The 14,115-nt window shown below is 38.1% G+C and carries 12 protein-coding genes; 4 read left to right on the forward strand and 8 right to left on the reverse strand.

Translation table 11 applies throughout. From position 1 onward, the window contains the following. Positions 1–16: 16 nt before the first annotated feature. The 5 genes from mntR to allC form a co-directional block, all read right to left on the reverse strand. Entirely contained in the window at positions 17–439 is a 423-nt protein-coding gene (mntR, locus tag ACGLXV_RS02845) for a transcriptional regulator MntR (RefSeq protein WP_391557400.1), read from the reverse strand. 90 nt (positions 440–529) lie between these two features. Beyond that, positions 530–2,689 carry a type IA DNA topoisomerase gene (locus ACGLXV_RS02850; RefSeq protein ID WP_391557401.1) on the reverse strand — a complete coding sequence of 720 codons (2,160 nt, stop codon included), beginning with the start codon at positions 2,687–2,689 and terminating at the stop codon, positions 530–532. A gap of 170 nt (positions 2,690–2,859) precedes the next feature. Beyond that, positions 2,860–4,221 carry an allantoinase gene (locus tag ACGLXV_RS02855; RefSeq protein ID WP_391557402.1) on the reverse strand — a complete coding sequence of 454 codons (1,362 nt, stop codon included), beginning with the start codon at positions 4,219–4,221 and terminating at the stop codon, positions 2,860–2,862. A gap of 16 nt (positions 4,222–4,237) precedes the next feature. Beyond that, on the reverse strand, positions 4,238–5,491 hold the full coding sequence (locus tag ACGLXV_RS02860) for a pyridoxal-phosphate-dependent aminotransferase family protein (protein ID WP_391557403.1): 1,254 nt from the start codon (positions 5,489–5,491) through the stop codon (positions 4,238–4,240). Between the two features lie 11 nt (positions 5,492–5,502). Continuing rightward, positions 5,503–6,750, reverse strand: coding sequence for an allantoate deiminase (allC, locus tag ACGLXV_RS02865; protein ID WP_391557404.1), 1,248 nt, complete (start codon positions 6,748–6,750; stop codon positions 5,503–5,505). Between the two features lie 199 nt (positions 6,751–6,949). Here allC and ACGLXV_RS02870 point away from each other — a divergent pair, with 199 nt between their 5' ends. The 4 genes from ACGLXV_RS02870 to uraH all read left to right on the forward strand — a co-directional run bounded on the left by ACGLXV_RS02870 (position 6,950) and on the right by uraH (position 11,080). Then, on the forward strand, positions 6,950–8,551 hold the full coding sequence (locus ACGLXV_RS02870; RefSeq protein ID WP_391557405.1) for a PucR family transcriptional regulator: 1,602 nt from the start codon (positions 6,950–6,952) through the stop codon (positions 8,549–8,551). Positions 8,552–8,748: 197 nt separating this feature from the next. Beyond that, on the forward strand, positions 8,749–9,243 hold the full coding sequence (uraD, locus tag ACGLXV_RS02875; protein ID WP_391557406.1) for a 2-oxo-4-hydroxy-4-carboxy-5-ureidoimidazoline decarboxylase: 495 nt from the start codon (positions 8,749–8,751) through the stop codon (positions 9,241–9,243). 14 nt (positions 9,244–9,257) lie between these two features. Continuing rightward, complete coding sequence (locus ACGLXV_RS02880; RefSeq protein WP_391557407.1) at positions 9,258–10,724, forward strand: NAD(P)-binding domain-containing protein; 1,467 nt, start codon at positions 9,258–9,260, stop codon at positions 10,722–10,724. After that, positions 10,721–11,080, forward strand: a complete 360-nt coding sequence (gene uraH, locus ACGLXV_RS02885) for a hydroxyisourate hydrolase (RefSeq protein WP_391557408.1) — start codon at positions 10,721–10,723, stop codon at positions 11,078–11,080. Before ACGLXV_RS02880 ends, uraH begins: the two co-directional genes overlap by 4 nt. A 105-nt stretch (positions 11,081–11,185) precedes the next feature. Here uraH and ACGLXV_RS02890 read toward each other — a convergent pair whose 3' ends face one another. Genes ACGLXV_RS02890 through ACGLXV_RS02900 form a run of 3 tightly spaced genes read right to left on the reverse strand, consistent with a single transcriptional unit; the run spans position 11,186 to position 14,113 of the window. After that, positions 11,186–12,190, reverse strand: coding sequence for an aromatic ring-hydroxylating dioxygenase subunit alpha (locus tag ACGLXV_RS02890; RefSeq protein WP_391557409.1), 1,005 nt, complete (start codon positions 12,188–12,190; stop codon positions 11,186–11,188). Positions 12,191–12,214: 24 nt separating this feature from the next. Next, positions 12,215–13,225, reverse strand: a complete 1,011-nt coding sequence (locus ACGLXV_RS02895; protein ID WP_391557410.1) for an ABC transporter substrate-binding protein — start codon at positions 13,223–13,225, stop codon at positions 12,215–12,217. Positions 13,226–13,252: 27 nt separating this feature from the next. Further along, positions 13,253–14,113, reverse strand: a complete 861-nt coding sequence (locus ACGLXV_RS02900) for an ABC transporter permease (protein WP_391557411.1) — start codon at positions 14,111–14,113, stop codon at positions 13,253–13,255. Positions 14,114–14,115: the final 2 nt, after the last annotated feature.

Genomic DNA, 14,115 nt, shown 5'->3' on the forward strand with positions numbered 1-14,115 from the left:
GTATATCGCTCTCTTTTTAGTTCTCTTCATTTTTCTTTTGAATTTCTCTTAACGCTTCCATTCGACTTTCGTCCTCATCAAAAAATTGGACGAGGTCACCTATCCGATCAATCGCATCCCAGCTTAAGTGATGCTCAATTCCTTCCACGTCATCATAAATATTTTCTTCTTTTACACCAATTGTTCGAAGAAGCTGTTCAAGTAGCTCATGACGATAAACGAGTCTTTTACCAATTTTTTTACCCTTTGGAGTTAGTACAAGCCCTCTATATTTTTCGTACACTAAATACTCATCTCGATCTAGCTTTTGAACCATTTTCGTAACCGAAGAGGGATGAACAGATAAACCTTCCGCAATGTCCGAAACTCGTGCATAGCCTTTTTCTTCAATTAAATTGTATATCTGTTCAATATAATCTTCCATACTCGGTGTTGGCATCCATTGACCCTCCCGCGTGCATCATCAATATTAAAAGTTTACTATAGTTAAAAAATGGAGACAAGGGAATTCCCCTCCAATCAACCACTCTCACTTCAAAAATTCCATCTTCCAGCTATAGTACTCATTGTCAGGATTTTTTTCATAGCGCATATTTGCATCAAATTTATTTCCTTTTTTACTCGTTAGACCCTTTACGGTGGCTGTCCCATTCTTCAAGAGCATTTTCACCATAGTTTTTGATGGCTTTTTCTTTAAGGCAGCCAAAAATTTATCATTTTTCCAAATAACAAATTTACAGCCATTTTTCCAGTTGTTACAGCCAAAACCTTTTTGCCCCTCTATAATACTTCCTTGATTACAGGCGGGGCATTTTCCTAATGCGTCAATTGATTTCTTTTCATAAGTCACTTCATTAATAATAATAGCTTTTTCATTTTTAATGGTGTTTACAGCATTTGTTGTGAACTCAAATATTAAATTCAAGAAGCTTTCTTTCGTAAACTTTTGTTTTTCTATATCTGATAATGTTTTTTCTAGACGGCCGGTAAATTCTAAGTCAAATAATTCTTTCACAGGGAAAGTCTCAACCAAATTTTTACCAAGTTCGGAACAAATCAAACTCTTATTTTGGGTCTCAATGTATCCGATATCCTTTAATTTCTTAATAGTTTCTGCCCTTGTAGCTGGAGTACCAATGCTATAACCACTTAAGATAGCAGCCATCATTTCTTCACTTTCTTCATCGCCCTGTCCTTTTCCACAAGTCTCCATTACTTTAAGCAACGTCTTTTCGGTATGGTGCTTTGGTGGTTTCGTAGCATGTGAAGTAAGCTTGTGATCAACCATCTCAACCAGATCATTAACTTTTACAAGTGGTAAAATATTATCTTTCGATTCAATTTTTTCCACCTTTCTCCACCCTTCAACAAGCTGTACCCGTCCTTTTGATACAAATACACCATTGATGTCAGGGGTATTCATTTTTGTCATGATCTTGGTTTCTTCATGTTCAGCAACCGGCATAAATTGCATAATTAGACGGTTTTTTATAGCATGGTACACAATTTCTTCATCTTTTGTTAGCGATTTAGGTAGTAAATAGGTTGGAATAATCGCGCTATGGCTTTCAACCTTTGAATTATCGAACACTCTCTTTAGCTTCGAAAACTTAACTTCATTCTCAAAGGGGAGCCCTTTAGTTATATTTTCTAAAACCTTTGCTGTTTTTCCAACAAGACTTTCCTCTAATACGACACTAGCAGTTCTAGGGTACGTAATATACTTCTTCTCATACAAGGATTGGGCTACTTTTAAGACCTTATCTGATGTCCAGCCTTTAAATTTACTTGTAATAAACCCCTGTAAATTAGACAGATTGAATAAATAGGGAGGATACTCTCTCTTCCGTTCCACTTGTTTATCTGCAATTGTTGCTGACTGACCCTTCAAAGCTTGCTGAATTTTATCTAAGTCCTCTTTATTAGAAAACTTATCTTCTTCGCTTTCAACATAACTACCTTCATACTCTTCACCATCTTGCGTTTTGAAGGTAGCAGCCAATTTGAAGAATTCTTCCGGTTTAAAATTTTCTATTGCTCGATCACGATCATAAATAATTTTTAAGGTTGGCAAAAGAACTCTACCTATATTAAGTGCCTTTCCCTTCCCCTTTTGGTACTTTAATGTCGCAACGGAAGTCAAATTAATCCCGATCACCCAATCAGCCCATTGACGACCGATTCCAGCATCTTGAAGAGGCCTCATCTCTACATTAGGCTTCATTTGTTGAAGCCCTTTTAACACCTCATCGGGTGTCCATTCATTAAGTAACAATCTGTACACTTGCTTTTGTGTTTTAAGGTTATAAATGATCGTATCCCCGATAATTTGACCTTCTCGGTCATAGTCGCAAGCAGATATGACCATTTCCACATCATTTCGTTTGATTAAATTGTAGATAATTTTTAGTTGCTTTCTTGCACCCAAATCTTCTTTCTCTTTATTCCTTGGGTCACTTTTTACTTTGTACCGAAAGTTAGGAGGAATAAAAGGGAAGTTTTCCATATTCCATCTAGCCATTTTCTCATCATAATCTTTTGCATCGTAAAGCTGTAAAAGATGTCCAAACGCCCATGTAATAATATATCCATTACCTTCGTAATATCCATCTTGTCTGCCTTTAATTTTTAATGCATCTGCAATATTTTTAGCAACAGATGGCTTTTCAGCGATAATCACTCTACTCATTATTTCACCTACTTAATTAAGAAGAAATCAACCTAATACATATGTGACTTCACTTTTCTAAAACTAGAACAGTATACTATTTTACCACAATTTTAGATGGTAAGGTTTAAGATTTGTTGAACAAAAAAAGCAAAGGAACTTTTCCTTTGCTTTTTTGTAAAATAACTTTACTAACTAATATCACTTTCATGCAGCCACTTTCCGAAGCTACCAGACTCAATAAAATCCCCATTATCAAAAATTAACTTCCCTCTATTGTATGTTGCTGTTACTTGACATGGAAAGGTATGACCTAAGTAAAGACTCTGTTTATGCTTGGCGAAGAAATTATTCTCTGTTACTTTAAAATAATTCATTGATACGATCGCAAAGTCCGCATCCATTCCTACTTGGATACTACCTTTTGAATGAAGGTGAAATCGTTTAGCAGGTGCTTCTGATGTCCATTCTGCCACCCTTGTAAAAGGAATATTATGGTTGACTGCTAACTCAATCATCGATAATAACGTAAATTGCCCACCGCTAATGCCTCCCCATGCTTCAAACAAATTGTAAACAGAAGGGTCTTTCATTGAAAAAGGACAAGGAGAATGGTCAGAAGATATCATATCAAACTTTCCATCTATTAATAATTGAAGGAGTCTTTCTTGTTCTTTTTTCTCCCTTAATGGCGGAGCACATTTAGCAACGGGTCCCTTTTCCACAAGATCCTGATGAGAAAATAATAAATAATGAGGACAGGTTTCAACCGTTACATCCATCCCATCTAGCTTAGCTGCTTCAATCTTTACAATTGCAGCTTCACTACTAATATGAACAAAATGCAAGGCGCATCCAGTCAGCTTTGCAAAGGATATGGCCCTTTCAACTGCCTCTGCTTCTGCGATGGTTGGACGGGATTCCAGGTAATCGTCTGGGCTTACCAAACCTTTTTTCTGTTTTTCCTTCTGCAGCCAGTTGGTAATCGGAGCACTTTCAGCATGTAACGCCAAAATCTTACCTAGTGAAGAAATTTCCTTCATCCCATTTAATAATGTATAATCATCTGCCCTCTCAAATTCATCATTGCCCGTTTCTGATAGAAAGGCTTTAAAGCCTATTGCTCCATTTTCCGCTAGTCCTTTTATCTCTTTTTCATGATTAGGGACCAGCCCGCCCCATAACGCAAAATCAACAACAGATTTTTTTTGTCCAATTTCCGCCTTTTCAAGTAACGCTCTGTAATTAATAGTTGAAGGTATTCCATTTAAAGGCATGTCAAAAAAGGTGGTGCAACCTCCGGCAGCCATCATTTTCGAGCCTGTCTCAAACCCTTCCCACTGTTCCCTTCCAGGGTCACTAAAATGAACATGTACATCAATCACACCAGGAAAAATATACATACCAGTTGCATCCCGCTCCTCTAGTGCAGTTGCGACCATTCCGACCTCCAGTTTTACAATGACACCATCTTTTACGGCTATATCTGTTTGAGTCACTTCATCTGAAAATACGACCAAACCATTACGAATTAAAAGATCATATTTAGCCATACCATCCTCACCTCTACTATAACTTTAGCAAACTTTGATTCTCACTCATATAAACATCTAAGCTCGCCTGCAAAGCATCTCCCCGATGAACATTCACTCCATGTCGAATTAATACGGCTTCCAATGCGCCAAGTACAGCAAGAACATTTTCTTTTCGACAGCTATATCCCATCGTACCAATCCTCCAAATTTTCCCATGAAGAGGACCAAAAGAGGAAGCAATTTCAATACTAAATGCTTCAAGTAACATTTTCCTAACCGATTCCCCGTCTATTCCCTTTGGAATCTCTATACAGGTAACACATGGCAGCTTATTCCCTGAATCACCGAAGAGCTTTAATCCCATCGCTTCTATCCCCGCTATTAACGCCCTTTCATGGTACTGATGCCGAGTAAAGCGATTCTCTAGTCCTTCTAATAAAACAAGCCTTAAACCTTCATGCAAAGCATAGATCATTGAGGTTGCCTCCGTATGATGATTGAGTCTTCGCGGACCCCAATAATCCTGGAGCATACTTAAGTCAAAATAATTACTTGCAATGGAATTCTTACTTCTCTTATAATTCAAATCCTGCTCAGTAGCAATTCCTCGCTCCACCTTTTTCCGAGCGTATAAAATGTTTTCAATACGTTCGTTATACGTAATAGGAGCCATCCCAGATGGAACAGATAAACATTTTTGCGTACCACCAATAATTCCATCTATGCACCATTCATCGGTTTTTACCTCAACCCCTCCGATAGATGCAACAGCATCCACCACGAGCAGCACATCTCTTTCTCGACATGCCCTTCCAATCTCTTCAAGCGGTTGCAATCTACCGGTTGATGTTTCCCCATGAACAATAGCTACAATTTTAGGTGACACCTTTTCAATCTCTTCAATGACCACTTTAGGATCAAATACTTCACCCCATGGACACTCTACCGTGTACACATCTGCTCCGTACCGTTCACAAATTTCTACTAATAAATGTCCGAACCTCCCGTATATCGGAACTAAGACCCGATCTCCAGGTTCGATGATGCTACAAAGAATGGCCTCATTTCCCGATCTCGAGGTACCATCAATTGGAAAAGCCCATGTGTTCTTTGTTTGAAAAACTTGACGAAGCATTTCCATGACTTCATTCATAATAGCTGTAAAAGCGGGATCAAACTGTCCTAAAATAGGTGTACTCATCGCACGTAAGACACGAGGATCGACTTCAACAGGTCCTGGCGTCATAATTGTACGCATTGGTGTATGCAACGGTGAAAAAGCCAACATGATTCACTCCTTTAATAAGCTAATTTATATAAAACATCTGTTAATAACTCAATACCTGTCTCCAAATCTTCCAAATTCGTAAATTCCTGTGGTGAATGACTAATTCCAGCACGGCTAGGTACAAACAATAAGGAAGTCGGACAAGTTCCACCAAAAACTTGTGCGTCATGCCCAGCCCCGCTGATCATTTTTTGATAACGGTATCGTTTTCTTTCTGCAATCTCACTTGCCCACTCGCACATTTCTTCATCCATTTTCACAGGCTTCACGTCCATCCATTGCGCTATGTCAACTTCTATATTTAAAACATCAGAGATACGCTTAAACTCTGTAAAAATTTTTTGACAATATTGCTCAATAATTTCTTCCTGATGATGCCGAATATCTAAACTAAATTCTACCTCGCCAGCTACTACATTGGGTACATTCGGCTTTACGTTTAATCTACCAACCGTAGCAACTAACATAGGATCTGTATGCTTTGCTTTTTCTGTTAAAAAAGAAATTAGATGTGAAGCAGTGCTTACTGCATCTTTTCGAAACTGCATAGGAGTTGTTCCGGCATGATTACTTTCACCCTTAATACGAATGGTATAACGACGCTGACCTACTATATGTGTAACAATACCGATTTGGTTTTGATTTCGTTCAAGAATCATTCCTTGCTCTATATGAATTTCTACAAATCTCTCTATATCTGTTCGAACCGGTGATGCGTATGACTTTGGATCAAAGCCCGCTTGCTTCATTGCTTCTAAAAACGAAATACCCTCTCCATCCGTGACATTCTCCACTCTAGAAAGGTTATATGCACCACTGATATTCCTTGACCCCCAAAAGGTTAATGGAAAGCGACTTCCCTCTTCTTCACATAAAGAAACCACTTCTATCGTTTTTCTTGGGTATCCATATCTGTGAAACAGCCTTACCGTAGCTAATAAGCTTGCAATAATACCGTATGAACCATCGTACTTTCCACCGTCCACTACCGTATCAATATGAGAGCCTGTCAGAATCGATTTTTCATTTCCATCTTTACCTGGTAGTCTACCAAATAAATTTCCCACGCTATCAAAATACGTATATAACTTCGTTTGATCCATCATATTTTTTAATGCTACCTGTGCCTCTAGCCAGGTTGGTGAATACAGAAGTCTTGTTACACCCCCACTTTCTGTTTCTCCAATAGAAGCAAGCCATTCAATCACTGCTCCCACTTGTCCCTCTTCGATTAATTGTTTATTAACTTGAATGGCCATCCCCTTCACTCCCTACAAATAAAACCATGTAATTTTTCTTAACATCACCACGTTATATTATTAGTTTACCTATTTTCCTTATGAACTTCATTAGCGTATATGTAAAATATTCGATAGTTTTTTATGCAAAATAACCAAATCATGATAATATTAAAAAAATACTAAATTTTCCGCATACTAAACGGAAGGAATGTTTCTATTGAAAGTAAATCAACTCTTAACCGTGCCGAATTTAAAAGGAATGAATATGATTGCCGGACAATCAGGAATTGAACGCGAAGTAAAGTCTGTTAATATGATGGATGCTCCCGATATCATCCACTATTTAAACAAAAATGAATTTCTTGTCACGACCGCCTACCATTTTAAGGATCACCCTCAGATGCTTACTAAATTAGTCGAAGCCATGGCTACACAAGGCTGTGCCGGATTAGGAATAAAAACCAAACGTTTCTTAGATAAAATTCCAGATGAAGTAATTGAACTAGCAAACGAACTTTCATTACCTGTGATTGAACTTCCTTTACATTTATCTTTAGGCGAAATCGTGAACCATTCTTTACGCGCCATTCTCGATCAACGCTCATCAGAATTAACATTTGCGCTCGAAACACATAAGCAGTTCACAAAAATAATTATGGAGGGCAAAGGAATTGGTCTTTTACTACAAGATTTATCACGGATGATTCAGCGACCTGTCCGATTAATTGATCAGCATCTTAAGCCTATTTTCCAACAAGCAACAGAAGGCACATTCCCTATATTTTCAGACGAGATAACGGTTCCCAAGTCACCAACATCACAGATTTCTTTTTCAGTTTCTGACACAAGAGAGACGTATACCTTATTTCCCATACATATTAGCGAAAGAAAAAAAGGGTTTCTGATGATTAACGGAGAGATTAAAAAAACAGATCAGTTAACTTCATTAACAATCGAACAAGCAACAAATGTGATTTCATTTTCTCTTATGAAAGAAAGTGCCCTCAGACAACAAGATCGAAGCATTCGTAACGATTTTTTCCTTCACTTTATCGACGGTACCTTTTCATCTCAAGAAGAAATCATTGGACGAGCGACTGAATTCTCATTAAAAAATGATCAAAAGTATATTTGTGTAGTTGGTAAAATCGACGGAGATAAATTTCAGCCTTCTTATGCCGAGCGTCACGAAAAGGCAGACGTGATATATGATTTTATAGAAGGCGAAGTCACTTCAATGAACCCTCAAATTCATTTTTTTACAAAAGGCGAGTCTTGTATTCTCCTATTTGAATCGGAAGAAGACATATTACAACCTAGTATGTACTGCGAGTCTATTTTGGTTCAACTTCAGGAACGAGTATTCAAGTACTATAAAAACACCATCTCATTCGGAATCAGCAATTTGTGCCACATATTTATGGATGTTAAAAATGCCTACAAAGATGCTTTAGATGCCCTATCACAAGGAAAATTTTCAAAACAGGTTGGTTATATCCAAACGTTTCAAGCAAAAGACATCACTGAATTGTTACGCATGGTTCCACAAGAAGATTTAAAAAACTTTTATTCTTTCGCTTTGAGTAGATTTACAGATATTAAAATAGAAGAAGAACAAACTTTACTAGATACATTGTCTGTATACTTAGAGACACACTGCCAAATTTCTGAAACCGCGAAAAGATTATTTATCCATAGAAATACGGTGGTTTACCGTATTGAAAAATGCGAAGAAATTCTAGGAAAAAGCTTAAAAGATTCTGAAACAACCTTACAAATAAGGCTAGCTTTACGGATTAGAGCCTTGTTACAAAACTAAAATTCTACAAAAAACTCAAGCATAGGCTTGAGTTTTTTTGTCTTTATATAAAATGAATAGAGTAAAACTGAATTTTTAGTTATTTTAAACAATGACAGTTAGCAAAATATTGATTATGATGTAACTATTCATAACATATCATGTTATATTAAATGACACGAATAATAAAAAACATATTAAGAAAGGAAGAGAACCTAATGCACACTATTAGCCAAATAAACGATACAAACCTTGAGGAATTTATGAACATAACGAATGGAATTTTCGAACATTCTCCATGGATTGCTCAAATGACTTTCAGCCGAAAACCTTTTTCTTCCTTACATCATTTACACCAAAGTATGGTGGAGGTAGTCAAACACGCTTCCAGAGAGCAGCAATTAAATCTAATCAAAGCTCATCCTAATTTAGGGGAACGGATTTCAATGACCAATCATTCCATCGAAGAACAAAAAGGTGCTGGGCTACAAAATCTCACCAACGATGAGTACGAGCAATTCATTAAAACCAATCAAGAGTATATGGAGAAGTTTGGCTTTCCATTTATTTTAGCCGTACGTGGAAGGAACAAGTATGAAATATACGAAGCAATGCAAACACGACTTACTTCTAGTATAGAAATTGAGTTTGAAACAGCTTTGTCTGAAATATACAAAATTGCCCTTCTTCGCTTAGAAGAGATTATTAAATGAAAGGATGATATTTTATGAGTTTAGAAGCTTTAAATCTTCAGGTAAAAAAAGATCTCTCTTATCTCAATTTCGGTGGAACTAACTGGGTCCGCCCTCTCACTCATCCCGATGGACACGTTTACGATGTCGTCATTGTGGGTGGTGGCCAAAGCGGTTTAGGGGCCGCCTTTGCATTATTAAAAGAACGGATATCTAATATTCTTGTTTTAGACGAAAATCCCGAAGGCTTCGAAGGCCCATGGGAAACGTACGCTCGTATGGTAACATTAAGAACACCTAAGCAATTAACTTCTGTTGACCTAGGCATCCCCTCCCTCACATTTCGCTCTTGGTGGGAAGCACAATTCGGACCAAAAAGCTGGGACAATATTGATAAAATTCCCAGAGGAGATTGGATGAAATATTTACGATGGTACCGCCAAGTACTCCAACTTCCTGTCATTAACGAAGTCAAACTTACATTAATCGACCCTTTACAAGAAGGAATACACCAGCTTCATATCGAAGGAAAAGGTGCATCAACGAACAAAATATTAACTCGAAAAGTCATACTCGCAACAGGGATACAAGGCGGTGGTGAGTGGCATGTTCCAACTATGATTTCCGAAAATTTACCTAAACAACTTTACGCGCATACATCAGAACCCATCGACTTCAATTATTTAAAAGGGAAGAAAATTGCCATTTTAGGCGGCGGAGCCTCAGCCTTTGATAATGCTAATTTTGCCCTTACAGAAGGCGTAGCCGAAGCGCATGTATTCGTTCGGAGAAAGGAACTTCCAAGAATTAACCCGATTCGACAAATGGAAACATCAGGTATGATTGAACGCTTCCACTCTTTAACAGATTCAAATAAATATAAAATCATTTCCCACTTTTTTAAACACAACCAACCACCGACGAACGATACATTCGCTCGCGCATCAGCCTGTCCTGGCTTTAATCTTCACCTCGGTTCTCCATGGCTTCATGTCGAGCCAAGCAACGACGGAGCGAAAATCACTACACCAAAAGGAACATTCCATTTTGATTTTTTAATTATCAGCACTGGATTACTAACCGATCCAGCTTTTCGTCCAGAATTAAAACTTGTTGAAAAGCATATTGCCAGATGGGAAGATCGCTATCAACCTGCAAAGGAGGAAGCAAACCCGATACTCGACGCTCATCCTTATTTAAGTCCTGGTTTCGCATTCTTAAGCCGTGATGTAATTGGAAAAAAATTATTACACGGAATATTTGCTTTTAATTATTCTGCATTAATTAGTTGCGGAATTTCCGCCTCCGCACTTTCTGGAATGAAATTCGGTATCCCCAAACTCGTTTCAGCTGTAGCCGACCAACTTTTTTTAGATAATCAGGATGAAGTACTTACAAATTTCTTTAGCTATTCAGAAGTAGAATTTACAGGAGAATGGGACAAAGAAAGAGAATTAGTGGCAACAAAAAAACACATAGAAACAGAAAGGGAGAAACAATGACAGGTCTAACTACACATATTTTAGATTTATCTCACGGCTTACCAGCCAGTAACGTAACCATTGAACTATATTTCCAAGAAGAAAACTCAACAGAATGGACCCCTCTAAAAGCCGCTGTAACAAATGATGACGGGAGACTTGATTCTCCCTTCGTATCTGAGAAAGAATTAAAAACTGGTTGTTATGAGTTAGTTTTTCACATCGGTAGCTATTTTCGCAGCAAGAACATCGATTTACCTGATCCACCATTCTTAGATAAGATACCTGTTCGTTTTAATATCGTAGACACAACAGTACATTATCATGTTCCACTTCTAGTCTCTCCGTGGGGGTACCAAGTTTATAGAGGAAGTTAAACACCACTAATCACCTACTATTATAGTAGGTGATTTTCTTATTACTTTCACAAATAAATATCCCCGAGTAGGTTCACTACTCAGGGATTTGTATTTTTATTTACTTTATACCGTACCTATTGTAACTCCTAGTTCCTTCAACCATCTCCGGTATGCTACGGATAGGATGTCAACTTTGTGGTTCAGTTCTGCTTGTAGATCTAACGGTAGTAATTCTGGTTTTTGTGTTTCGATGATCCAAGCATCCTGTTGAAATACAGTGTCCTGGAATTTTATAAAGTCATCATCTGACACTTCAAAACCGTAATTTCTGGATACCACCATATATACCTTGCATTCTTTTTCACTTAACGGTAGTACCGTAAGCAAAATCCAAAGAGTTTGTCCCGTTCCAGCATCTCGTTTGGATAACCGAGCAGACATAGGTCGAAACACTTCTTTTACATACACGTAAGTTGTTCCTTCTCGAGCCTCAGATCCAGAATGCGCTACCGGCTGAAATATAGGTACTTCAGAAGTGAAAATTCGATCTTTTTCTTTTGTGATCGTAAAATCAGGTAACTCCGCATAATCAGGGTGTCCCAATAATCCACCATGAACATACATCAAATGAGCAAAATCAGTAAAGTTTTCAACCACTCGCGTCCCAGCTGCTTTTACATCATAAGGACCACAAACTAACGGCTTACGCGAAGGGTCTTCAAATTCTTCTAAGTACGGTAATTCCATTGTAGGTTCACCTAAACAAACCCAAATAATCCCATATTTCTCTTGGCAATGATACACTTCCGCTTTAGCTCTTTCCGGTATCTTCATATCCTTACTTTGCGCAGGAATACTTACGCATTTTCCTGCGTCATCATATTTCCAACCGTGATAAGGGCAAACAAGGCAATCATCGACAACATACCCCTCAGAAAGCATCGCCCCTCTATGAATACACAGATCCCTAAAGGCGTGTACACCTTTCTTGGACCGATAGATTGACACTCTTTCTCCCATGACCATGACACCAACTGGCTTATCGGTTAAATCGCTAGAAATATAGACCGGATGCCATTCATTTTCCAACACTTTATCTTGTAATCTACCTTCTACAACAAGTGTCAAATATACCCTCTCCCTTATATTTTTTTACTCAGTCAAAAACTCAGTTGTAAAAATTTCATTTGCATCAAATGGCTCTTCCAAAATCTTTAATTTATTTAATTGGCCAATCAAAGTTGCCCAACGCTCTTCTGTCATATAACCTACTCCATGTTCTGCCGCATCCCCGCCATAAACAAACTCGCTTTGAGCCTCTGCTTCAAACTTTAATGATTCCAATTCAATATCTGGATTATCTTCCTGAATGACTTTGTTAATATCCTCATATGAATCTTTATAAAGATTCCACCCCTCAACAAACGCAGTTGTAAATGCTTTTACCGTTTCTTTATTTTCCTCTAAGTAATCCTTCGTTACATATAACACAATATTGTAAGGGTCATAACCAGCATCAGAAATTAGCTTCGTTTCTACTTCTACACCATCTAATTCCATAAAATATGGTTCAGACGTCACAAATGCTTGAGTTACAGAATTCTCGTCAGCTATAAAATTACCATGTTGACCTGTATGTGCTAATTCTTCCACATTACTCAAGTCGTACTGTGTCTTTAAATACTCCCAGTAAACAATCCCAGGCTGCACAAAAACCTTTCTACCATTTAATTCATCAAAATCTTCAATTCCCTTTCCTTTGTGAAACATAAATGCTTGCGGGCTACCTTGCATAGCAGATGCTACAGCAACTAGTTCAATACCCTCATTTCTTGCATTTACTATTTGATCTGCATGAGCTAAACCAAATTCAGCTTTTCCTGAAGCGACCATATTAATAGAAGATACCTGAGGTCCTCCCGGCTCAATGGTCACATTTAGTCCATTCTCTTCAAACAAGCCATTCTCACGAGCTGCGTACACTCCACCGTGCTGAGCTTTTGCAAACCAGTTGAGCACCACCTTAACATCCTTCACTTCCTCTTCAGTAGACTCACTCCCCTCAGTTGTAGAGCCGCTTGACTCCGCGTTTCCACAAGCAGCTAATACTAACAACATGACCATCCCTACTAAAAGATACTTCACTCTCATTAACACTTCCATTCGACTTCTCCCCTTTTCTCTTTTTCTTTATTTTTCAACCTTCATCGCTGACTCGTGCCACGATTTAAGCATGAACCTCGAAGCCGAGCTTACTAGAAGGTAAAAACCAATTCCAAATATTGCACCAGTAATGGCACATGCAAATAAATAAGGTGTTTTTAATTGCACAGCAGCTACCGTGATGGCATAGCCTAAACCCCCTCTACCTCCACCAATTCCAGCGATAAACTCCCCTGTTATCGCACCAACAATCGCCAACGTACACGAAATTTTCAACCCAGACATCATATATGGCATAGCAGCCGGAATCCGAAGTTTCCACATCGTTTGCCATTTAGAAGCATTATATAGTGTAAATAAATCACCCATATTTTTATCAACTGAATTCAAACCCATCAATGTGTTCGATACAACCGGGAAAAATCCAATTAAGAACGAAATGATCACGATCGAGTTAAATCCAGATCCAAACCAAATAACAATAATTGGAGCAATCGCCACAACCGGAATCGTCTGTAAAATAACCGCATATGGATAAAGACTTACCTCTAATATTCTAGAACTCGCTAACAAAATCGAGATCCCGACTCCTACGATCGCACTAATGACAAACCCAATGATCGATTCTGTAACTGTTATCTGAATAGCCGGCCAGAGAAGATGCCAGTCATCAATTGCCGCTTGTAAAACATCTGTCGGTTTCGGAAGAATAAATGGTTTTATATCAAAGACCACCGGAATTGACTGCCATAAAGACAGAAAGATTACCAAAGCAATAATAGGCCCAATGATCGTTCCCTTCACCTTTCCCCTTGCCTTCTTTTTATCCGTTACGCTCGATTCAACTACCAATTTCCTACGATTCGTTGTTGCTGTTTGACTGGTCATTC

It is taken from the genome of Robertmurraya sp. (genome assembly GCF_036676585.1).
In the GTDB taxonomy this organism is placed as follows: Bacteria; Bacillota; Bacilli; order Bacillales; family Cytobacillaceae; genus Robertmurraya_A.

Coding starts and splice junctions, on each gene's coding strand:
- ACGLXV_RS02900 (WP_391557411.1), bottom strand. CDS start 14,113: ATGACCAGTCAAACAGCAACAACGAATCGTAGGAAATTGGTAGTTGAA.
- uraH (WP_391557408.1), top strand. CDS start 10,721: ATGACAGGTCTAACTACACATATTTTAGATTTATCTCACGGCTTACCA.
- ACGLXV_RS02880 (WP_391557407.1), top strand. CDS start 9,258: ATGAGTTTAGAAGCTTTAAATCTTCAGGTAAAAAAAGATCTCTCTTAT.
- allC (WP_391557404.1), bottom strand. CDS start 6,750: ATGGCCATTCAAGTTAATAAACAATTAATCGAAGAGGGACAAGTGGGA.
- uraD (WP_391557406.1), top strand. CDS start 8,749: ATGCACACTATTAGCCAAATAAACGATACAAACCTTGAGGAATTTATG.
- ACGLXV_RS02855 (WP_391557402.1), bottom strand. CDS start 4,221: ATGGCTAAATATGATCTTTTAATTCGTAATGGTTTGGTCGTATTTTCA.
- mntR (WP_391557400.1), bottom strand. CDS start 439: ATGCCAACACCGAGTATGGAAGATTATATTGAACAGATATACAATTTA.
- ACGLXV_RS02895 (WP_391557410.1), bottom strand. CDS start 13,225: ATGGAAGTGTTAATGAGAGTGAAGTATCTTTTAGTAGGGATGGTCATG.
- ACGLXV_RS02850 (WP_391557401.1), bottom strand. CDS start 2,689: ATGAGTAGAGTGATTATCGCTGAAAAGCCATCTGTTGCTAAAAATATT.
- ACGLXV_RS02860 (WP_391557403.1), bottom strand. CDS start 5,491: ATGTTGGCTTTTTCACCGTTGCATACACCAATGCGTACAATTATGACG.